This is a genomic window from Hydrogenovibrio sp., assembly GCF_049975065.1.
Taxonomy (GTDB): Bacteria; Pseudomonadota; Gammaproteobacteria; order Thiomicrospirales; family Thiomicrospiraceae; genus Hydrogenovibrio.
Window position 1 is genome coordinate 1 of sequence record NZ_JBNGDN010000027.1, and the last position, 22,027, is coordinate 22,027.

Sequence of the window (22,027 nt, forward strand, 5' to 3'; positions counted from 1 at the left end):
CTTGAAGGTGGTGGAAAATGAAGTGTATTTTACGGTGGATGTAAACCGTGAATCAGCCACCTCTGCCAGTGCCGGTTACACCACCTACGAAACGATTGTGCATTCAGTTCCGGTCGGCTTTATGATGCATGTGACGCCGTTTATCAATGACGCGGGGGAAGTCGCGCTGAATATCCGTCCGACGCTGTCACGCATTGTCGGTTATGTGGACGATCCGAATCCAGACCTGGCAAAAGAGAAGATTGTCAGCCAGGTGCCGGTGATTCAAGAGCGCGAGATGGATTCGGTTTTGCGTCTGCGAGACGAGCAAACCGCCATTATAGGCGGGTTGATTCAAGACAGTCGTGATAATCAGCGCCAAGGTATCCCCGGATTGATGGATATTCCATGGCTTGGTGAAGCGTTTTCGTACCGAGACGATCGGTTGCAGAAATCGGAATTGGTGATTTTCATTCGTCCTATCATTGTGAAAAATCCCGATATTGATAACGGGGACTTACAGTCCATGAGACCGTTTTTGCAAAGCAAGAGTCTGTAAATGAGTTTGCTGCTTGAAGCCCTGCGAAAAGCGGCCATGGATAAAAAAGCCGCGGAAGGCCAAGAAACCGGTGGTATTGCCAGGCCTGGCGATTTGCCGGACAGCCCCGTTAAAGGCAAAAGCAATAGCAACCGTAACGACAGTAACAACAGTCGCAGTGGCCAAAACAGACCACCCCAGACCGTTCAACCCTCTGATGTGTCTGATGGCTTGTCATCAGAACAAGCCAAGCCCGGCTGGAGCCTGTCCCGTATTCCCGGTTATTCATCCGACTCTGAGACAGTGGCAGAGACGGTTGCAAAGACGGCGATCCGCTTTTCGGCGGAGGCGAAATCGGCCAAACCACAGGAGACCATGCCCACGCCTGAACAAGTGCGTGCGTTTCTGGCGGCAACGGCAGCGCCCGCACCAGCAGGTTTTCCGCGTTCCGGTTGGGGGCTGGCTGTGTTAATCGGCTTGTTGCTGTTGGTGGGCATTGGCTATTACGGTTTCGGGTATTATCAGCGGCAAATGCAGGCGATACAAGCGGAGCATTTGGCTTGGTCACCCGCTTTTAATCCGGCAACGTCTGAGGTGTCGGTTCCGGCCAAGTCGGTTCCACCCAAGTCCGTCCCACCCAGCTTGGATGGGGATGAACAACCGCCGATGGCAGTATCCGCCGCGGCAACGACGGCTGTCACGGAACCGGCGGAACCAGACACCAGGCGTCCATCGGGTAAAAGCGCTGCTTTGGGCGAGATGGCCACACAAACCGTCACGAAGCCGGCTTCGCCAAAGGCTGCCACGCCTGTTTCAGCCCAGCCGGAAAGCCTCCAGAAAAATGCCCCGCTTGCGCCTCATAAGGCGGCGTTGCAGATTAGCCGCGTTTCAGAGCCGAGCCAGGTGCAGCAGGCGTTTGATGCCTATGCGTCTGGAGATTATGAGCGGGCAGAGGCTTTGTATCAGGCGGTTTATCAGCGCACGCCGGATGCTTTGCCAGTCTTGTTTGGGTTGGCGGCTTTGGCGGTGAAGCAAGGACGAAAATCCGCCGCTTTGGGCTATTATCAACGTATTCTTCAGTTGAATCCTGACAATAAGGCGGCGAAAAACGCCATGGTGATACTGGCGGCAGATCAACCAGGCCTGGTGGATTCGCTGCAGGCACTTGAGGACAGAGCCGTCGCTTTTCCACAGGATGCCCGGCTGCAAGCCGCTCTGGGGCATCGCTATGCCAAAGACGGCAACTGGACATCCGCACAGCAACAGTATTTTATGGCTTATGAGCTGGCTCCGAGCCGAGGAGATTATGCGTTGAATCTGGCTGTCAGCCTTGATCAACTGGGGGAATACGCTTTGGCGCACGAGTATTATCAACGGGCGTTGCAGGCTCATGCAGCCCCGTTGACTCTGGCACAAAGCGCTCAGGCACGCCAGCGACAGCAGGCTTTGCAGGTTTATCTAAAGGCCATTGCAACCCCCAGTGTCAAGCGAGGCGTGGATGAGTAAGTTGCGTCTGGGTGAGCGCTTGTTGGCGAAAGGGTACATTACCCAAGACCAACTCACGGTGGGCTTGTTGGAGCAGAAAGTGACCGGGCAAAAGCTGGGTAAAACGCTCATTGCCTTAGGTTTTTTGTCTGAGGCGGATGCGCGTGAAGTCTTAGGTGAAGTGGTGGGCTATGCGTCCATGTCATTGCAGGGTGTGGTGCCGGATGCGATGGCGTTGGATTTGGTGTCGGAAACCTTTGCGCGTACGCATTTGGTGATGCCGATCAGCTTGAGCACGGAGTGTTTGAAGGTGGCCATGATCAGTCCGGATGACATTGTATTGCTGGATCAGTTGCGACGCCATATTCATTTGGATATCCAAATCGCACCGATATTGGTGGCTGAAAATGAAATTCAAGCCGCCATCGACCATTTTTACGGTTATGAGTTGTCCATTGATGGCATTTTGCATGAACTGGAAACCGGCCTGGCTGAGGTGGCTACGGCCCGCCTTGAGCAGGCTGAATATTCTCAGCCAATGGTGCGCTTGGTGGATAATTTTTTGACGGATGCGGTGAAAAGAGAGGCTTCCGATATTCATTTTGAGCCGGAAGAACATTTTATTGGTATTCGCTATCGGGTGGATGGGGTCTTGCAGCCGATTCGGCTGATTCACAAGATGTTTTGGTCGGCGCTGGTGATTCGTTTGAAAGTGATGGCGAGTTTGGATTTAACCGATCAGCGTCTGCCGCAGGATGGGCGCATGGAGTTGGTGGTGCATGGTCGTCGCATTGACGTGCGCGTGTCAGTGCTGCCAGGACAGCATGGAGAAAACTTTGTGCTGCGGATATTGGATCGCGAAAAAGGCATCGTGCCGCTGGCGCAGCTGGGATTGGATGCGCCAGCGCTTCGAGCCTTGCAATTGATGATGGCCAGACCTTACGGGCTGGTGCTGGTGACAGGGCCGACCGGGTCGGGAAAAACCACCACTTTGTACTCGATGATTAACGAGCTGAATCAGGTCGGTGTCAACATTATGACACTGGAAGATCCGGTGGAGTATCCGATGACAGGCGTGCGTCAAACGTCGATTAACGATGACGTTGGTATGACATTTGCCAATGGCATCCGCTCCATGTTGCGTCAGGATCCAGATATTATGCTGGTCGGTGAAGTGCGTGACAGCGAAACCGCGGATATGACGTTTCGCGCCGCCATGACGGGGCATTTAGTGCTGACCACGTTGCATGCAAATTCCGCCGTGGCCGCGATTCCCCGCTTGATTGATCTGGGCGTGTCGCCGTCGCTTCTGGCCGGTAACATTGTGGGCATCTTGGCACAGCGGTTGGTTCGGCGTCTTTGCGATGCGTGTAAGCAGTCCTATGTGCCGGAGTCGTTTGAGTGTGAATTGTTGGGGGTGAACGAGGGCGACGTGTCTCGGTTATATCGGGCTTGCGGTTGCGCAGCTTGCAATGACGTTGGGTATAAAGGACGCCTGGCGGTTTTGGAGGTGCTGCATTTTGATGAGTCGTTGGACGACCGTGTGCTGGCTGGCGATTCGCAACACGGCCTTTTGGAGCATTGTTTGTCGCAAGGCTTTAACACTCTGACGCAAAACGGGGTTAAACGGGTGTTAAGTGGAGAAACCAGCTTGGATGAAATCAGCCGAGTATTGAATTTAACGGAATTGGTTCCATGAGGTGTGGCGGTGACGCTTTATCGTTATAAAGGGATTAATCGTTTTGGCAAGCGGGTGCAGGGTGAGATGCAAGCTTTGAGTGAAGCGGAACTGTTGCAGCGATTACGTTCTGCTGACATTGATTTGGTGTCCTGCAAAGTGAAATCGCGGCGTCGATTCGAAGGTGCTAACGGTCGCAAAGTTCAACGCCGTGAGGTGATTGTGCTGACATCGCAGTTACGACAGCTGTTGGGTGCTGGCGTCCCTTTGATGGACGTGGTGGATGATTTGCGCCGCGAAGCGGAAACTGAATCCGTGCGGCAAATGTTGTCGGTTGTGTATGATGCGATGGAAGGCGGGCAGAGCTTTTCACAGGCGTTGAGGGTTTATGAGTCGGTGTTGGGTTCTGTGTATATTACCTTGGTGGCCGTCGGGGAGAAAACCGGACAAATGGTGACGATTCTGACTCAGCTGGAGTCCATGTTGAAGTGGGAGGACGGTCTGATCGTCAAAGCGAAAAAAGTGATGATCTATCCCGCTATCGTCGCAACGGTGGTGCTGTCGGTGATTTTTATGATGATGCTGTTTGTGGTGCCGGAGCTGGTCACCTTTGTGGCTGAAATGGGCGGTGACTTGGGGTGGGCGACCCGTTCATTGATGGCGGTTTCTGGCTTTATTCAAGACGCTTTTTGGGGGGTGTTGTTGGTTCCATTGGTGTTATGGGGACTGGTCGTCGTCTTGCATCGACGTTCCGAGGCGTTTCGCATCGGTTGGGATCGCAGTGTGTTTCGCTGGCCATTGATTGGCGGCGTGACCTATAAGCTCAAGGTGGCGCGTCTGGCCAGTACCCTAGGGGTGATGCAAGGGGCTGGGGTGCATTTTAATGAGTGCATGGCGCAATCGGCTCGCGTCGTCAATAACGCTTATTTGGAAAAAGCGGTTGCGGAGGCGATGCGCTTGATTGAAGAGGGTGAAACGATTCATAAAGCTTTTGCGCAAGCGGGTGTTTTTCCACCGATGGCGGTACGCATGATGAAGGTAGGCGAGCAAAGTGGGCGTATGCGGGAATCCCTGGAATATATCAGTGCTTTTTATGATGCAGAAGCCAAAGAGGCCATCGACAGGGTGGAGCCTGCAATTGAGCCAGTGCTGACCATTTTAATGGCAGTGGTCGTCGGCTGGGTGATGCTGGCCGTGCTCGGCCCCGTTTATGACACCATTTCAAAGGTGCCCTGATGCATTATTACGGATATTTGTACGATGATCATTTGGTTTTGGTGACCGCTGATAGAAGCCGAAAGTCGGGTTGGGCAAGGGTACGACTACCATGGAATTCGGATGCGATTCGTACACTGCTGGAGCCGATATTGAAGCCGCTAAAGGCGCCGGCGACATTTTCGTTGATTCTGGCGTTTTCCGATGAGCAAATCGATATGGATTGGGTGCCAGCCCTCTTGCCCTGGGAAAAACCCGCTTATGTCAAGCGCTGTCACAGTCGTTTTGACAAAGGCGAATGGGCGCACTCACATTGGGTGTCGGTTTACCGTCAAAATGCGGTGGGGCGACGCGAGCAACGACTGGTCACCGTCCATCAGCCCCAGTCGGATAAGCTGAAGAATCTGCTTGATGTGATTGCGGCGCTAGGGGGTCGAGTGGGGCAGGTGTATTCCTATGTGTTTTTATTGGAATTGTATTTCTGGCAAAGCGTGACCAAAACGCTGAAGCTGTCACGCAAGCGTATGCAAGCGCCGTTTATATGGACGCTTCGAGAGGATTCGCATCGTTTTCGCCAGTGGGTGTTTGTTGACGGAAATTTCATCTTGTCACGGTGGGTGGTTTTGGACACTCAGTTGGATGAAACCGCCATTGCCGAGGCTTTGGTGGCCGAAGTGAGCGGTACGATTCGTTATCTTTACAATCAAAAGTGGGTGGCGTTCGATCGCGAAATCGGACAGGTGTTTGTAGAGGCGGTTACGACTTTTAAGGCGAACCCTTTGCCGTTTATCGAGGTGTTTAAAGCACACTTTAGCGTCAAAAACTGGGATATGAGCAAGCCGTACTTTGTCAGCGACACCCTGCCAATTGGACAAGAAACCGAGTCGGCGTTCACCGAATTCCCTTTGTTGACGCAAGTCAGCGATTTTTTAAAGACCAAAGCGCCCCCGTCTTTTTATCAGAATGGCACTTGGTGGGAACGGGTGCCGTCTTGGCCTTGGTCGCGTCTTGCATGGGCGGCAGCTGGGCTTGCTTTGGTTGTTGCTCTGACGATGTCCGTGCGGAACGGGTTCGACTACATGACGCTCGCCCAACAGGAAAGGGTGCTCACCAAGCAATTGACCGAGTTACAACAGCATAAGGTTCGGGTGCAAAAGGCGATTAATTTGCAATACGATGCGCAGGACATGAAGGCCACGGTGGAGTTTTTCGATCACTTGAAGCACCTCAAGCGTGCGCATTTTCTGGAACACTCTTTGGTGGCGCTCAGTCAGGCGTTGGCGGGTCATCCGACCATTCAGCTCAAGCAGATAACCTGGAGCCGTGAGGCTGTGTTGGATCGAGGTTGGATGGCGGCGACCGTGTCTTGTGATGTGGTGGGGGCCGGTTCCTTCGAGTCGTTATTGCAACAAGCGGATGCCTTTCAGGAAGCCGTTCGCCAAATCGATGGGTTTGATGAAGTGGCTTACCAGCAGGAACCTTTCAATCGTCAGTCCGACCGCGCTTTATCGGTGGAAGGGCGCTTAAAGCCTGAAGTGCAACACTTGCCGTTCACCTTAGCGTTTCGTGTAGAAGTCATGTCAAAGGACAGGCTGGGTGCGGTCAAAGATAAGAACGACGAGGGGGCGTATGAACGCAATTAGACGCCTCCGTGCTGAACACCGTCGAACCTTCTTGAAGCCCTTGGTGTGGTTGCTCGTGATCATTTTGCTGTTTGGGATGCTGCAGGTGTTTGCAACACAGCGTCTTCAAGACATGCGTCAGGTGTATCAAACCAAGCAGGCGCAGTATGCGTCGTTGCGGCAACAGGTCGGTTTTTTGCAAAAACAAGCGCAACTTTCGAAACAGTATGCCCCAGTTTATGCGCAGATAACGCCTGAAGATTTGGTGAAACAGCGTGGGCGCATTGCTTGGACGGATGCGTTGCTGAAGATACAATCCGACCTATTGCTGGCGCCTTTCAGCTTTCAGTTTGAACCGGAGGGGCGTTTGTTGGCTCAGGATGTCGCACACCTACCATTGGGACAACCGATATTCTATTACACGCGCCTGCATTTAACGGCAGGGCTGCAAACCGACAGGGATGTGATAACGCTGTTTCAGCGCATCACTCGGGAGATTACCAAATACTTTTTGTATCAGGAGTGTACCTTGATACGCAATGACTGGAAGGGGGAGCCGCGTTTGAATTTACAGCAGGGAAATGTTTTGTTGAAGTGTTCTTTGGTGTTTTTTGAAGCCAGACCCCGTGACTTCAAAGGTGTGAATTCATGAGATTAGGAGCGAGTTGGCGCAAAATGTTCTGGATCCAAACGCATTGGGCCGGCGGGTTTAAAACCGTTTGTTCGTTTAAGGGGGTGCCGTTATTGGGCGTCATTTTGATTTTGTCAGGATGGTTGTTGCCCGTGTTTTCGGTTCAAGCGGAAACCTTTGAAAAGCCCGCCGCTGAGCCAGCGGCCATGCAGCGCTTGTTTATGACACCGGCACAACGCGTCTCGATTGAACGGGCACGCCAGAAGCAAATAAACCCGGTGGCCTCGTCTAACGCCCTTAAAGCCGCTTCCAAGACCAAGGTGGCAAAAAACACCCGGCCTGGCAAGGTGACGGCGGTGATTCGCTTGCCGGATGGGCGGCAGCAAGTCCGATTGAATGGGCGTTATCAAATTGTCAATCAAGCAGCGCCAGCATGGCAGCTGGGAGGAAAGGTTCGTGAATCAAATGATTGAGTGGTATCCATGGATGAAAACCGTGTCGGTTGAATCGCTTTGGGGGGCGTTGGCCGGTGTGTCTGTGCTCTTAGTGCTGGTGTTTCTATGGAATAGACAGCTTCGCCGTCAACGCAATGTCGCATGGGACAAATTGCCAGGCCTGGTCGTTTTGCAGGAAGAGGTTCAGGGGCTGAAGTTACAAAACCAAGGCCTGCAGTCGGAACTTTATGAGATGCAGGTGTTAAAAGGTGAGCTGGAGCAGCGACGGGAGCAGGCGCAGCGGTTACGCGATGATTTCGAGCAGCTGCAAGTGGCTCACTTTGATTTGCAGCAACGTCTCGCCAGTGCGCAAGCCGAGTTGGCCGCGCGGCACAGTCGCGCGGAGGCAGAGCGCGAAAGTCACGCTGAAAAATTGGCTTTGCTGGAGAATGCCAAGCAGACATTGATGCAAGAGTTTAAGGTACTGTCCAATGAAATCCTGGAGCAAAAGCAACAGCAAATGCGCCAGCAGAGTCAGGAAACCATCGGCGGACTCATTCAGCCGGTACAAACCGCTTTGACGGAATTCAAGCAACGCATTGAAGCGGTGCATAAGGAGGATCTGGAAGGTCGGGCATCCTTGACTGAGCAGTTGCGCCATTTGACGGCACTGAACCAATCCATGACTCAAGAAGCGCAGAACCTGACCAAGGCGCTTAAAGGCGACCGCAAAATGCAAGGAAATTGGGGTGAGCTGATTTTGAGAAAATTATTGGAATCCAGCGGCTTACGGGAAGGCATTGAATTCGAAACCGAAAAAAGCGTTACGGAAACGGATGGGCAACGTTATCGACCGGATGTGGTGGTGAATCTTCCCGATAACAAACACGTCATTATCGACTCCAAAGTGTCTTTGAGCGATTATGAGGCCGCTTTGAATGCAGAGGACGAGGCGGTCAGGCAAACCCATCTGAAAGGGCACACCAATAGCCTGTCCAGACATATTCAGTCGTTGTCAGAAAAGCGCTACGACCACCTTTCAGCCTTGAATGCACCCGATTTTGTGTTGATGTTTATCCCGGTTGAAGGGGCTTATTTAATGGCCATTGAACAAAAGCCCTCCATTTTTGAAACGGCGTTTGAAAAACGGGTGGCGGTGGTGACGCCCACCACGTTATTCACGACTCTGAAAACCATTGAGCAGCTGTGGCGTTATGAACGCCAGTCGGAACACACCGTTAAGTTGATTCAGCGTGCGGCGGATGTACACGATAAGTTTGTCGGGTTTGTGGAAACCTTTGAGAAGGTGGGCAAGCAGTTGAGTACCGTGCAAAGTTCTTATGATCAGGCACGTAAACAGATGATGAGTGGCTCTGGGAATTTGGTGCGCCAGGCGGAAATGTTAAAAACGCTGGCCGGTAAAACCAAAAAAGACATTCCAAAGCATTTGTTGGAAGAAGCGGAAGGGGCATCCTTGCTGTCGGACGAGGAGATGCGTCTTTCAACCCAATCCCCTGAAAAGAAGGCAAATGGCTGAAAAAAATAAAAATTTTTAATATCCAATGTCAATATTTGGTATATAATCCCGTGTTTCCAGTTTTTAGTTGGAGAAATAACAGCAAACCAAGCGCCGTGCGCTTGAGTAGAAGAAATTGTTAGCCGGATTTCCGGTTATCGCCGATCAAGATAGGAGTAATCAAATGGTCGTAATTCGTTTAGCCCGTGGTGGCGCCAAAAAGAACCCGTATTATCGTCTAATGGTTGCGGATCAACGCAAATCCACAACAGGACGTTTCATTGAGCAAGTTGGGTTTTATAACCCAAGTGCTCGCGGTCAGGAAGAAAAACTTCGTCTGGATACGGCGCGTATTGAACACTGGGTCGGCCAAGGCGCCCAAATGAGCCCTCGCGTAAAGAATCTGGTGCAAAACGCCGAAAAGCAGGCTTGATGGACACTTGACCGAGCGGGGAGAGTCAGCATTGCAGGACGATAACATCATTCTCGGTCAAGTCAATGGCATTTATGGTGTGCAAGGTTGGGTTAAAGTATTTTCCCATACGGAACCACGCGATAATATTCTGACCTATTCGCCTTGGCGTCTTCGGATCAAAGGGCAATGGCGAACGGTCATGCTGGAAGATGGGCGCTCGCAATCGGGTGGTAAGTCGATTATTGCCAAGATAGAAGGCGTTGCTGACCGTGATCAAGCGCGTGAGCTGATGGGCTGTGAGATTGCCATCGACCCCAAACAGCTTCCCGCTTCCGAGGATGGTTATTACTGGCGCCAATTGATTGGTTGCGATGTTGTGAACCAGCAGGGTGAGACCCTTGGACAGGTGACCGAGATCGTCGAGACGGGGGCGCACGATGTGTTACGAGTGGCTTCGGATTCGGCCACAAATCCCGCCTCATCCATCTTGATTCCCTTTGTGATGGATGCGTTTATTTTAAACGTCGATATTGATGGGCGGAAAATTGCAGTGGACTGGGTGCTGGATGAAGATTCGCACACCGAGTCAACCTTGCAAGAGGCGTCGGCGGACGTGACGGATTGATGATGCGGTTTGATGTGATTACCCTTTTTCCAGAAATGTTTGAAGCGCTTCTGGAGTCGGGCGTATCACGTCGGGCTTATCAAGACGGTCTGTTTGCCTTCCAAGCCTGGAATCCACGAACCTTTACGGAAGACCGTCATAAAACAGTGGATGATCGTCCTTATGGGGGCGGCCCAGGCATGGTTATGATGTACCCACCGCTGAAAAAAACAGTGGCGGCCATTGCCGATGCCAACGGTTGTCAACCTTATGTGGTGTATCTGTCCCCCCAGGGCAGACCGCTGACGCAACAAAAATTGGTGGAATTACAGCAAAACCGTCACCTAACCTTGGTGTGTGGCCGTTACGAAGGCATTGACGAGCGGTTTATTGAGTCCTGTGTGGATGAGGAAATTTCGGTCGGCGATTTTGTGGTCAGTGGCGGTGAACTGCCGGCCATGATGTTAATGGACGGCCTGATTCGCCTGATTCCCGGTGCTCTGGGGCATCAGCAATCCGCGCAGCAGGACTCGTTTTCCGACGGCTTGCTGGATTGTCCGCATTATACGCGTCCGGTTGAAGTGGATGGTATGGCGGTGCCGGACATTCTGCAAGAAGGCCATCACGCCAAAATCGACGCTTGGCGTCATGAACAAAAGCTTGCCAGGACCAAGCATAAACGTCCTGATTTATACACGGCTTATCTGGCACGGCAAAACACCGAGTCATAAACGTGTTTTACAATTCGGATTCAACCTCTGGCAGCCTGTCTGTGAATGTTGGATAAAACTCAATCAGTCGATGAACTGACTGTAAATTTGGAGTGCTTAACGATGAGCGATATCATCAAGCGTATTGAAGCGGAACAAATGACTAAGGAGCTGCCGGTATTTGGTCCGGGGGACACGGTCGTAGTTCAGGTAAAAGTAAAAGAAGGTGCCAACGAGCGTTTGCAGGCCTATGAAGGCGTTGTGATTGCAAAGCGTAACCGTGGTTTGAATTCAAACTTTATTGTTCGTAAAGTGTCGCACGGCGTGGGTGTCGAGCGTACTTTTCAGACATACAGTCCATTAGTGGATTCCATTGAAGTCAAGCGTCGCGGTGACGTGAGACGTGCGAAGTTGTACTACCTTCGCGATCGTTCCGGTAAATCGGCACGAATCAAAGAAAAAGTTAAGTAATCCTTTCAAGCCCTCTTCGCGAGGGCTTTTTGATGTTTTGGCAACCAGCCGTCTCCCGTTTCGATCAATGTTTTTCTCAGCCGACCATTAGGCGAGCAGCTTAGGACACTCCACAGGATGAGCGATTCCGATGATCTGGCCGATTTTATCCGTTTTTTACGTTTCAATGAGGGCTTGAGTGATAACACTTTGCAAGCTTATCAGCGTGATTTAAAAAAATTTCATCAGTTCATTGCGCCAATGAGTTTTCGGCAGGTTACTCGTGCGGTGCTTGAAGACTTCCTTACGCCGGGTGTGCAAAAAAGCTCGGGTCAGCGTCGCAGCTTGGCGAGAGCCCTCTCTTCCTTAAAGCGTTTTTACCAATTTATGGTGATGCAAAAGCGTATGAACGAAGATCCGGCGGCGCCTTTAAAGGCGGCTAAACTCACGCAGACAATCCCGAACGTGTTATCGGAGCAGCAGGTGGAAGACCTCTTGCGGGCACCGGACGGCACCACTTTGTTGGGTCGGCGAGATAAAGCGATTTTAGAATTGATGTATGCGTCAGGATTGCGGGTGTCCGAGGTCGTCGGCTTACCTTATGAACAATTGAATTTGTCTGCTGGGCTGGTGCAGGTGACCGGAAAAGGTAAAAAAGAACGCATCGTGCCGATTGGTGAAGCCGCCATCGAGGCCATTGACGATTATATTAAAAATGCCAGGCCTGGTCTGATTCGCCCGAATAAATGGGTGGCCACTTTATTTGTGTCGCGGCTTGGGCGTCCAATGACGCGTCAGACCTTGTGGCATCGTATTAAAAAGCTGGCCGCGATTGCCGCCATTGACGGTGACTTGTCACCACATGGTTTGCGCCATGCCTTTGCCACGCATTTGATTAATCACGGTGCCGATTTGCGGAGCGTTCAGCTGTTGTTGGGGCACTCGGATTTATCCACGACGCAAATTTATACCCATGTCGCTCAGGCGCGGATGCAATTGTTGCATAGGGTTCACCATCCGCGCGGCTGAGTGGCCATTTAGAGATTCATCAGGTAGAGATTCACCAGGTTAGATCACGAGAGTACATTAATGGAGTTAGCGTTTATGAAGTATCACAATACCACTCGTTTCAAGTCGTTGTTACTGGGGCTGTCGATGATGACGGTTTCAGCCACTGTTTTGGCGGATGAGGCACTGATTAAAAAAAAGCTGCAGCAGTTGATGCCGGGGGCACCTTTGCCAAGCATTGAAAAAAGTCAGATTCCGGGTGTCTATCAGATTCATCTTGGATCGAAAATCGTTTACATGACTGAGGATGCGAAGTATTTAGTGTCCGGCAGCATTATTGATTTAGACACCCGTGAAAATCTGACCGAAACCGCTATGAATGCGCAACGCAAAAACGCTTTGAAGGATTTGGATGCGAAAAGCATGATTGTTTATCCTGCGAAAGGAACGCGAAAACACGCCGTTACGGTATTTACCGATATCGACTGTCCTTACTGCCGTAAGTTGCATCAGGAAATTCCGGCGTTGAATGAGGCGGGGATTGAAGTGCGTTACATGGCTTACCCGCGTGCGGGTGTGGGTTCACCATCCTATCAGAAAGCGGTGTCCGTCTGGTGCAGTGATGACCCGGTCAGTGCGATGGATCAAGCCATGCTGAACAAACCGGTTGCGGCTAAAACCTGCGAAAATCCAGTGACTGAACAGATGCAACAGGCCGAATTGTTCGGTGTGAATGGCACCCCTAATATTATTTTCGATTCGGGGCAGATGGTGCCGGGCTACGCCCCAGCGAATGAATTGATTAAGGTGCTTGAACAGAGTCGTTGAGGGTCGCGCTGCTGACAGCTAATGGTTTAACACCGTTGCCTGGGTGTTGTGTTTAAAGGATGGGGTTTTAAAACACAACACCCGCCTAGCCGTTATCAAGGTTTAATTTTCAGTTCCGGTGCCCGATAGCTGTAAGGGTTTGGGCGTGCCGCCAATTCTTGAGTAATGCTTTCCAGATCATGCACTTTGGTTTGGATGTCATTTTGTTGCGTTTGCAAATCCTTGACTTGTTGACTGAGTGCTTTCAAGCTGGACTGAATCTCTTTGAGCGCTGCTGTGCCAGCTTGATTGCCTGATGTTTGGGCAGGCGCTTTGCTGGCGGCGCTTAAATTGGCTTCGATTTTTTTCAGTAATTTACGCTGTTCACTGACCGACCAAGCAATGCCATTCAGTTTTTTGCGTTCGGCGTCAGTCAAACCTGCCGCTTGCGAAGCCGCTTTAGGCGTGGCGGTTGCAAGCTGATGTCGTGCCGAAGCTTCAATTTTGCTCTGCATATCTTGGATGGTTTGCAAAAGTGATTGGATCTGTTGATATTGCGCTTGGCGTTGGGTGGCGTAGTCTTTTAAATCCGCTTGTAAGGTCGCCCAATGTTCCGCTGAAACCACCGTTTTCGCCGTTTCCGCTGTGGCTGGCGGGGGGTCGCTGGCAACAACCGGTTGGGTTGTCTCAGGGGGTTGCGCGGGGGTATCCACCGGTGCCGTCACTGAGGGGCTTGAGTCAGCGTCTTGGGACGCTGGCTGGCCATTCATTTCAGTCGAATTGGCACTGTCTGGATTCTTTTGATCGCTTTGCGGTGCCGTTTGGGCCGGTGCCGGCTGTGCGGCTGAAGTGGATTGACTCAGGCGTTGAATGTCCGCAGCCAAGGCTTCAATTAACGATGAGAGTTGATCCACTTTGAGATTTAAGTTTTTGTTAAACAGGGTGTTTTCAGTGGTGATGACATCCAATACATCCCCTTTTAAAGCGTTCTGCTTTTTGTTTAGGCTGTAAACCAGCCAGCTCATGATTCCGACCGAAACCACACTGACGGTAATGGTGACCGTCAACATAATGGTAATGGCATCTTTGGCCTTTTTTAAATCATTCGAAGCCACACGCAAAGACTGACGCCAAGCCACATTGGAGTCGGACAGTTCAATGATCTGTGCTTTTTGTTCATGCGACAGTTTGATAGCGGCTTCAGCGGCAGATTGGCTTTGCTCAGCCGCCAACTGTGCGGTTTTAGCCGCTTCCAGAGATAAAGCGGCCGCGTCTAAATGGCTGGTGGTTTCCGTGGCACTGAAAGACGCCTGTGTGCGAGAGGCTTGTTCGACCTTGCTTTGCATGTCTTCCGAGGCGCTTTCCAGCTGCTCCAACTCGTCCAGTAAATCGTCCGCTGTATCACTCATAGTTGTAGGCCTTTATTTTTTACTCAAGCTGCTGATTCGGTTTCTGAGAGAATCATTGGTGTCTTTGAGTTCACGATTTTTTTGGCGTATTTCGCTCAGTAGTTGCTGCAATTCTTCAGGCGAAGCGATTTGATTCAGCTCCGAGAGTTCAATTTCGTAGCCCGCTTGCTTTGCCGCTTCAAAAGCGCGTTCTGTGGCTAAGAAGGTCGCTTCAATCGCCTTTTGGGTTTTATCGGCCGAGGCTTGGGCTTTTTTAGAAACTTCTAGAGCGAGACGGGTGGCTTCTCGTGCGGTTTCAGCCACTTCACCACTGATTTTCTGCACATCCTGGTCGATGGAAATGGCCTCTTCCATGGTTTCGATGCTGGTCGCGGTCTGTTGTACGGTCATGTCTCCAGTGTCTTCCGTCGCAGTCTCTTCGGTCTCAATGAGCGTTTCGTCAGACGGTTCTTCTGGATGGTCGGTGGCCGCATCCGTTTCCGGTTCGGAGGGCAAATCGTCTTCAAGATCCGTATCCAGTTGCGCATCCAAGTCGGTCGTTTCGGAATCGACGGTGTCCTCGGTTTCGCTTGTTGCTTCTTCCGCCATAGCCGGTTCCGTTTCCTGATCCGCTTCGGAATCGTCCAAAGCCGCTGATTCTTCGATGGTCTCAGAATCTTCTGATTCAGCTGATTCTGCGGATTCTTCAGTCGCTTCCACTTTCGGTGAGGTTTCTTCCACTGAATCCGGTTTTTCAGACTCAGACGCGTTTTCGGGGAGGGCAAGCGACTCCAAGGCTTCGTCCTGAAAATCGCTCTCAATTTCCGCCATTTCGCTTGCAACCGCATCGTCGTCCGTCGCTTCGGTGTCAGCCGCTTCGGGGGCGGCTTCGTCATCATCATCCGCCAGCAAATCGTCTAAAGAATCGTTCTGGTTGACGGGCGTCTCTTCTGTCGTTTCAGAAGTGGCGGAATGATCTTCCAAGTCGGTTTCGATGTCGGGCAAGCCGTCATCCGCCGCTTGGTTTGGCAATGTTTCAGCGATTGCTTTGGCGGTTTCTTCAGATTCCTCTTCTGTAGCATCCTCTTCTGCAGGGGCCTCTTCTGGGGGGATGTCCGTGTCGGGTACATCGCCGGATAGCTCATGCTCATCGGTGGTTGCATCCAGTTGATCCAGTGCATCCAAGAGGTCGTCAGCATCATCCATTTCGGAGGCGGGTTCTGCAGCCTCCGCTTCTTCCTGTTCCATCATTTTGAGCATTTCTTGTGTTGCCAGATCGTCTTTTTCCATATCCACAGTCATGTCTAAACCCTTCTAAAATGTATGGAGGCTTTTGCACCGGTCATTGACGGGACAAAGCGCTCATGTGCTGACTCATTGGTTTTTCTGAGCACAGCCATCGCTTGAATCCATTGTAACGCCACCTCAAAGGCATTGGCTAAAATTGGCTTTTAAAAAACACTAAGCATAATATGTGCCATTCACAAATTTTGTCAAATCAACCGAGTGCTGGAAATGCATGGGGCGGCCCGTGACAGGGTGGGAGAACTGAAGCTCGCTGGCGTGTAATAATAAGCGTTGGGCTAAGCGGTCACGGATGGCATCGGCATAGAGGTTGTCGCCGAGAATCGGGTGACCAAGCAGTTTCATATGCAACCGGAGCTGATGTGAGCGTCCTGTAACCGGGGTTAAGGTCATTTGACTCAAGCCGTTAGGCAACGGTTTGGCATGCCAAAGGGTGCAAGCAGACTTGCCATAACGAAAATCGATTATTTGCAGCGGTCGTCTTTCCCAGTCGCAGCGCATGGGCGCATGGATTCGACCGGATGCTTGGCTGGGATAACCGAAGCAAATCGCCTGATACTGTTTTTGGGTTAAACGGTTTTGAAACTGCATGCTCAGGTGGCGGTGTGCCTCGCGGTGTTTCGCCAAGACTATCAGGCCGGAGGTGTCCATGTCCAGCCGATGGACAATTAAAGCCGAAGGGCAATAGGTTTGCACTTGCGCGATGAGATTGTGTTGCGGGTGCACCTTGCGCCCTGGCACCGACAGTAAACCACTGGGTTTGTTGACGATGATCAGGTCGGCATCTTCGTAAATTAACCAGGCCTGGTCAAATGGCTGAAAGGGTACGTCTGTACGATAGGGTGTCAAGTTGGGTGGCATCAGGTTGGGTGGCATGGAGGCGCGAGACTCTTAAAAGCATTAAAAATTACGTATTTTGAGGCGTTTTTCAAAAAATTCCGAGTTCACACCATGACGCCCAGACTCGGCGACGACGGCGCAACAATGGGTGGTTTTTGCAGAAAATCCGGTTAGAATAACGCCAAACGAATTCTAACCCGTGACCTTTGCACCAATCTCTGAATCAATCAAAGGTCTATTTTAAAAGAGATCAAGCGTATGAGTCATAAAGTTTCGGTCATTTTTGTTTGTTTGGGCAATATTTGCCGCTCACCGACAGCACACGCTGTATTTCGTAATTTGGTTCTGGCGGAGAATTTGCACAAGGACATTCTCATTGATTCCGCCGGAACAGCTTCTTGGCATAAGGGCAAACCCGCCGACGCTCGCTCCATTGAAGTGGCGCAGGGGCGTGGCATTCTTATGGATGATTTGCGCTCGCGCCCCGTGGACCTGGGCGACTTGATTACGTTTGATTATGTGCTGGCAATGGACGCGTCCAATTATGCCGATTTGATGGACATGGCGCTGCCGGAGCATCGTGACAAAATTCGTTTGTTTTTAGAGTTTGCCGAAGATTATGCGCAACGGGAAGTGCCGGATCCATATTACGGTGGACCTCAGGGGTTTGAACAGGTGTTTGATATGGTGACCGCTGCATCAGAAGGGCTGCTCAATGAGATTAAACGCAAGCATTTGTGAATAATGGCTCGGCTGGTAGCCGTGCGGCTCACGGCTCATCCGAATTGTGCGTTGTCAAAAAGAAAAATGCCCGTGACCATAGGCGATGGGCATTTCTTGTTTCAGGTTCACCGAAATAATTTAGCCCTTTTCGAGCCGCTCTCGCTTTACTCCTTGTGAACCGGTTTCTCGGTTGCTTCAGGCATGTCATTTGTATCGGACACAGGGGGTTCCGACTCGGATGCTTCGGCGATTGTCTTACTTTTTGACGCCTCAGGCTCTGCAACTTGATCCGCTTTGGACGACGCTTTGGACGGTGCTTGGGAGGCTTCAGTTTCTGTGTCCATGGGTGTCTCGGGCGTGGTTGGCGGTGCGGCCTGTTCTGATGATGCCATTTTTTCGCTGGATTCCGACGATTTTGGCGGTTCCGCGGTGGTAACCGCTTCAGCGGTCAAGGTCTCATTTAGAGTCTCCTTCACAGGCGTATCTTTTGAGCTGAGTGCCGAATCCTTCACCGCTTGGGTGGAGGCTGTCGTATCGGCATCGGTGTCGGCAACTTTGGGTGCGGTCGTTTGCTCGGCTTGAGGCGACAAGCTGTGAATGGACATGTTTTCAGCGCCTTCCGGCTTGCGACGACGACTGTTGAAGCTGCGGGTATTGTAGCGACTGCGGCGTCGAGGACGTTCGGAAGCCGCACCACCGGACGCTTTATCCGTTGTGGATGAAGGAGTGTTTTCCTGAGGCGCGGAGGCATCATCCGGCTGATTATTCTGAGCGGATTTGGTTGTGTCATCGGCACGACGCTTTGATTTATTGTCGCGGTTATCCTGGCCGCGGTTATCTTGATTGCGTGCACGGCCGTTGTTGGCTGCCCCAGAAGGGGATTCCGAACTGTCCTGTTTGGTCTCGGTGTTTGCGCTCTGAGCCGTTTGATCGTTTTCGGCGCGACCTGTGTTGCGTGACCGTGAACGGCGGCGCTTGTTGTCGTTACCGTCGTTTTGAGCGCCTTTGGTTTGCGCGTCTTCCCCGGTGGCCTCGTTGCGCTGATTGCGCTTATTGTCGCGGCGTTTATCATTTTTGGCGGCTTCGCCTTGGTCGGCTGATCGGCGACGGTTTTGGGGGCGCGAACGACCATTCCGCGGCGACTTGTTGCCCGAGTCGTCACGTGTTTGCGATGGCTCCGATGGCGACGTATTTTCGTCGCCGGACTCAAACAGGGTCTTCCAAAGGCGCTTAAACAGGCCTGGCTTGGCTTCCTGTTGAGTGGGCGCTGGCGGTGCGCTGGGTTCCATGTTTTTGATGGCCGGTTCTTCTTTGATTAGGTTTTTGGCCGCTTGCGGGCGAGCTTCATCTTTGGGCACAATCGTTTTGGATTTGTAGCTGGATTCCACTGTGGCCTCATCGCCACTCCGGGTGCGCTCGATCAAGTAATCTGGGGTGTCTAAGTGCTCATTTGGAATAATGAGCAGGTGCAGGTTGTGACGATCTTCGATGCCAATGATTTGTTGGCGTTTTTCATTGAGCAAGAAGGTGGCTACGTCCACCGGCAGCTGCACCGTCACGCGGCGGGTGTTTTCTTTCATCGCTTCTTCTTCCAGCAGTCTTAAAAGCGACAAGGCTAGGGAGTGAACGCCGCGAATGACGCCGGTGCCTTTACAGCGCGGACAGACCATTTGGGTCGATTCTTCAATGGAGGGTCTGAGACGCTGGCGCGACATTTCCAAAAGTCCAAAACGCGAGATTTTGCCAATTTGTACGCGGGCGCGATCCGACTTGACGGCATCACGCATTTTGTTTTCCACGTCGCGCTGGTGGCGATTGGAGTGCATGTCGATAAAGTCAATGACGACAAGGCCACCGATGTCGCGCAACCGTAGTTGGCGGGCAATTTCACACGCCGCTTCCAGATTGGTGTGATACGCCGTTTCTTCGATGTCTCCGCCTTTGGTGGAGCGACTGGAGTTGATGTCAATGGATGTCAGGGCTTCGGTATTGTCAATGACAATGGCACCACCGGAAGGCAGAATGACTTCGCGAGTGTAAGCGGTTTCGATCTGTGATTCGACCTGAAAGCGTGTGAATAAAGGAACAGTATCTTGATAGGGTTTGACTTTGTATACCTGTTGCGGCATGACGTGTTGCACAAAATCACGCGCTTTATGGAAGGTTTCCATGTCGTCGATAATGATTTCGCCGATGTCTTGGCGCAAGTAGTCACGAATGGCTAAGATGACAATGTCGGATTCCTGATGAATCAGAAAGGGGCCTCGTTTGTCTTTGGCCGCGTTTTGAATGGCTTCCCAAAGTTGCACCAAGTAGTTAACGCCCCATTGCAATTCTTCGGTGGATTTACCGACACCTGCGGTGCGAATAATCAATCCCATGCCTTCCGGCATGTCCAGATCCTTCAGGGCGTCACGGGTTTCCGAGCGCTCGTCGCCTTCGATGCGACGTGAAATGCCGCCGGCTTTGGGGTTGTTTGGCATCATCACCACATAGGGACCGGCTAAGGTGATCTGGGTGGTCAGTGCCGCGCCTTTGTTGCCGCGTTCTTCTTTCTGAACCTGGATGATCAGTTCCTGGCCTTCGGTCAGGATGTCGCGGATGGAGGGGTGGTTGGAACCCGCATTGTCGGGATAATACTCTTCCGCCACTTCTTTAAAGGGCAGGAAACCGTGACGTTCTGCGCCGTAATCGACAAACGCCGCTTCCAAGCTGGGTTCGATTCGGGTGACAACGCCTTTGTAAATATTGGCTTTTTTCTTTTGATAATGTGGGGTTTCAACGTCTAGGTCATAGAGTTTTTGACCATCGACTAAGGCAATACGCACCTCTTCGGGTTGCGTTGCGTTAATCAGCATTCTTTTCATGCGATTCTCTTTTATTAGGTTAAAAGGAAGGTCGCAGGTCTGGCTGGGAAGGATAATACGAGATGGATAAGCCGAGTTTAAGCAAAGTAGGGGCTTCTTGACGCACCCGTTTATTATTATGGCCGCATTCGTCACCTTTTGTCGGTGGGGGAGCGGTTTTTTTGAGGTGGTCGTGGTTGTCGAGCTGTTTATCGAATGTTGTGAATCGACTCGGGACAGTCGGTGAAAGCTCTTAGCCAATCAGAAGGGCAGTGTTCTGCGGTTCTGATTTATTTTTAGGGTTTGCTTAAGTTTAAAGTCGGGTTTCGTATCTCGTGTGGTTGTGCCGGCGTCTTATGAACATCGCGTTTGCTTGCGGGTGCGACGGCGAACTTTTTATGCTCTTCTACAGTCTGATGACCTGATCACTTCAGGTTAAAATTCGTTTTGAAACCGCTGGTTTGAGGGCTATTTCCGAAATGTATTTTTCGGGAGGTTGCATGACCCACGAATAGCCTTCGTTCAAATAAGGTGTGCAAAACAGCGGTTCAGATTGTTCTATTGCGCGCTTAATATACCACCGCGTGGGGTGTCATGCAATTGAATTCTTTGTGCGCCTGGGTGTTCTGACCTGAGTAGCGGCTTTTGCGGTTTCGTTTCACACATTTTCACCGACCTTGCTGGCGTTTTGAATCCGTGGGGACGTGTGTTTGATAGGCACCTTCTGCTGCTTGCGCAGAGGTTTGCTGGTAAAATGCGTTCTGGTTTGAATATTACCGTCAGGCCGGATGGATGGATGACAATAAGGAAGTGTTGGCATGGGTGTGACATATTATGAGGTGACCTTGGAGGATGAAGGGCAGCGCTTGGATAATTTTCTGATGCGTCAGTATCGTCATGTGCCCAAAACACTCATCTATCGAATCATTCGAAAAGGTGAGGTGCGCGTCAATAAAGGGCGGGTCAAGCAGAATGCGCGTTTGGTGGCCGGCGATCAGGTGCGAGTGCCGCCCATCAAAGTGCCGGAAAAATCCGAGTCCACTGTGCCGCAGGGGCAGTTGCAACGGATTGAGGACAGCATTCTTTATGAAGATAACGATTTAATGGTGATTAATAAGCCGTCCGGTGTTGCGGTGCATGGCGGCAGCGGCATTCAGTGGGGGTTGATTGAAGTGGTGCGTGCCTTGCGCCCTTTGGCAAAACGCTTGGAATTGGTGCACCGTCTGGATCGTGAGACCTCCGGGTGTATTTTGCTGGCGAAAAAAGCCTCGGTATTGAAAGCACTGCATCAGCAGATTCGTGAAAATAAGATGACTAAAGAATATTTGGCGCTGTTGACTGGGCATTGGCCGAAGGGCTTGGAAAAGATTGATCTGCCGCTGCAGAAAAATACCCTGCAATCGGGTGAGCGTTTGGTCAAGGTGGCGGCGGATGGGAAGCCTTCGGTGAGTTATTTTAGGGTGCTAGAGCGCTTTGCCGAATGCGACTTGGTGGCGGTGCGCTTGAAAACGGGGCGAACCCACCAGATTCGTGTGCACGCCTTGTCACAAGGCTGTCCGCTTGTTGGCGATGATAAATACGGCGACAAAGGCTTTAACAAAACGTTCAAGCCACTCGGCATGAAGCGCTTGGCGCTGCATGCGCAGTATTTGGGGTTTGAGCATCCAGTGACCCAGGCCTGGCAAAAAGTGGAAGCGCCGTTGCATGACGATTTTGAATTAACCTTGATGAATTTGCGGGGAGAGAGAACATGACAAGGCAATACCAGTGCGTGATTTTTGACTGGGATGGAACGCTGATGAATTCGGAGGCACGAATTGTGTCGTCGATTCA

At 51.6% G+C, this 22,027-nt stretch carries 20 protein-coding genes; 16 read left to right on the forward strand and 4 right to left on the reverse strand.

Annotated elements, in window-relative coordinates:
* From ACP5D0_RS04940 to ACP5D0_RS05005, 14 genes are all read left to right on the forward strand, one after another.
* Window positions 1-538, forward strand: a 538-nt coding sequence (locus ACP5D0_RS04940) for a type II secretion system protein GspD (RefSeq protein ID WP_472364492.1), incomplete at its 5' end; no start/stop codon positions are given.
* Entirely contained in the window at window positions 539-2,023 is a 1,485-nt protein-coding gene (locus tag ACP5D0_RS04945) for a tetratricopeptide repeat protein (protein ID WP_472364493.1), read from the forward strand.
* The gene (locus tag ACP5D0_RS04950) at window positions 2,016-3,701 is read left to right on the forward strand and encodes a GspE/PulE family protein (RefSeq protein ID WP_472364494.1); all 1,686 of its coding nucleotides are present in this window, start codon (window positions 2,016-2,018) and stop codon (window positions 3,699-3,701) included. Before ACP5D0_RS04945 ends, ACP5D0_RS04950 begins: the two co-directional genes overlap by 8 nt.
* Before the next feature lie 9 nt (window positions 3,702-3,710).
* The gene (locus tag ACP5D0_RS04955) at window positions 3,711-4,916 is read left to right on the forward strand and encodes a type II secretion system F family protein (protein ID WP_472364495.1); all 1,206 of its coding nucleotides are present in this window, start codon (window positions 3,711-3,713) and stop codon (window positions 4,914-4,916) included.
* Window positions 4,916-6,538: a hypothetical protein gene (locus tag ACP5D0_RS04960; RefSeq protein ID WP_472364496.1), complete on the forward strand. Its 1,623-nt coding sequence runs from the start codon at window positions 4,916-4,918 to the stop codon at window positions 6,536-6,538. Before ACP5D0_RS04955 ends, ACP5D0_RS04960 begins: the two co-directional genes overlap by 1 nt.
* Window positions 6,525-7,169 (forward strand): hypothetical protein, encoded by a 645-nt coding sequence (locus tag ACP5D0_RS04965; RefSeq protein ID WP_472364497.1) that lies wholly within the window; start codon window positions 6,525-6,527, stop codon window positions 7,167-7,169. The genes ACP5D0_RS04960 and ACP5D0_RS04965 overlap by 14 nt, the downstream gene beginning before the upstream one ends.
* Before the next feature lie 23 nt (window positions 7,170-7,192).
* Window positions 7,193-7,621 (forward strand): hypothetical protein, encoded by a 429-nt coding sequence (locus ACP5D0_RS04970; RefSeq protein WP_472364499.1) that lies wholly within the window; start codon window positions 7,193-7,195, stop codon window positions 7,619-7,621.
* Entirely contained in the window at window positions 7,614-9,119 is a 1,506-nt protein-coding gene (locus ACP5D0_RS04975) for a DNA recombination protein RmuC (protein ID WP_472364513.1), read from the forward strand. The genes ACP5D0_RS04970 and ACP5D0_RS04975 overlap by 8 nt, the downstream gene beginning before the upstream one ends.
* 163 nt (window positions 9,120-9,282) lie before the next feature.
* Entirely contained in the window at window positions 9,283-9,531 is a 249-nt protein-coding gene (gene rpsP, locus ACP5D0_RS04980; protein ID WP_472364501.1) for a 30S ribosomal protein S16, read from the forward strand.
* A gap of 31 nt (window positions 9,532-9,562) precedes the next feature.
* Window positions 9,563-10,138, forward strand: a complete 576-nt coding sequence (gene rimM, locus ACP5D0_RS04985; RefSeq protein ID WP_472364502.1) for a ribosome maturation factor RimM — start codon at window positions 9,563-9,565, stop codon at window positions 10,136-10,138.
* A 2-nt stretch (window positions 10,139-10,140) separates the two neighbouring features.
* Window positions 10,141-10,848, forward strand: a complete 708-nt coding sequence (trmD, locus tag ACP5D0_RS04990) for a tRNA (guanosine(37)-N1)-methyltransferase TrmD (protein WP_472364514.1) — start codon at window positions 10,141-10,143, stop codon at window positions 10,846-10,848.
* A 102-nt stretch (window positions 10,849-10,950) separates the two neighbouring features.
* Window positions 10,951-11,298, forward strand: coding sequence for a 50S ribosomal protein L19 (gene rplS, locus ACP5D0_RS04995; protein ID WP_472364503.1), 348 nt, complete (start codon window positions 10,951-10,953; stop codon window positions 11,296-11,298).
* A gap of 117 nt (window positions 11,299-11,415) precedes the next feature.
* Window positions 11,416-12,306 (forward strand): site-specific tyrosine recombinase XerD, encoded by an 891-nt coding sequence (gene xerD / locus ACP5D0_RS05000; RefSeq protein WP_472364504.1) that lies wholly within the window; start codon window positions 11,416-11,418, stop codon window positions 12,304-12,306.
* 75 nt (window positions 12,307-12,381) lie between these two features.
* Complete coding sequence (locus tag ACP5D0_RS05005) at window positions 12,382-13,113, forward strand: DsbC family protein (protein ID WP_472364505.1); 732 nt, start codon at window positions 12,382-12,384, stop codon at window positions 13,111-13,113.
* A gap of 95 nt (window positions 13,114-13,208) precedes the next feature.
* Here the strand turns inward: ACP5D0_RS05005 and ACP5D0_RS05010 are convergent, their stop codons facing one another.
* From ACP5D0_RS05010 to ACP5D0_RS05020, 3 genes are all read right to left on the reverse strand, one after another.
* Window positions 13,209-14,501 (reverse strand): hypothetical protein, encoded by a 1,293-nt coding sequence (locus ACP5D0_RS05010; RefSeq protein WP_472364507.1) that lies wholly within the window; start codon window positions 14,499-14,501, stop codon window positions 13,209-13,211.
* 12 nt (window positions 14,502-14,513) lie between these two features.
* The gene (locus ACP5D0_RS05015; protein ID WP_472364508.1) at window positions 14,514-15,782 is read right to left on the reverse strand and encodes a hypothetical protein; all 1,269 of its coding nucleotides are present in this window, start codon (window positions 15,780-15,782) and stop codon (window positions 14,514-14,516) included.
* A 159-nt stretch (window positions 15,783-15,941) separates the two neighbouring features.
* Window positions 15,942-16,661, reverse strand: a complete 720-nt coding sequence (locus tag ACP5D0_RS05020) for an RluA family pseudouridine synthase (RefSeq protein WP_472364509.1) — start codon at window positions 16,659-16,661, stop codon at window positions 15,942-15,944.
* A 222-nt stretch (window positions 16,662-16,883) separates the two neighbouring features.
* On the opposite strand from ACP5D0_RS05020, the gene ACP5D0_RS05025 reads away from it, so the two are divergent.
* Window positions 16,884-17,366, forward strand: a complete 483-nt coding sequence (locus ACP5D0_RS05025) for a low molecular weight protein-tyrosine-phosphatase (protein WP_472364510.1) — start codon at window positions 16,884-16,886, stop codon at window positions 17,364-17,366.
* A 146-nt stretch (window positions 17,367-17,512) separates the two neighbouring features.
* Here the strand turns inward: ACP5D0_RS05025 and ACP5D0_RS05030 are convergent, their stop codons facing one another.
* Window positions 17,513-20,215 carry an Rne/Rng family ribonuclease gene (locus ACP5D0_RS05030; protein WP_472364511.1) on the reverse strand — a complete coding sequence of 901 codons (2,703 nt, stop codon included), beginning with the start codon at window positions 20,213-20,215 and terminating at the stop codon, window positions 17,513-17,515.
* Window positions 20,216-21,012: 797 nt separating this feature from the next.
* On the opposite strand from ACP5D0_RS05030, the gene rluC reads away from it, so the two are divergent.
* Window positions 21,013-21,948 carry a 23S rRNA pseudouridine(955/2504/2580) synthase RluC gene (rluC, locus tag ACP5D0_RS05035; RefSeq protein ID WP_472364512.1) on the forward strand — a complete coding sequence of 312 codons (936 nt, stop codon included), beginning with the start codon at window positions 21,013-21,015 and terminating at the stop codon, window positions 21,946-21,948.
* Window positions 21,949-22,027: the final 79 nt, after the last annotated feature.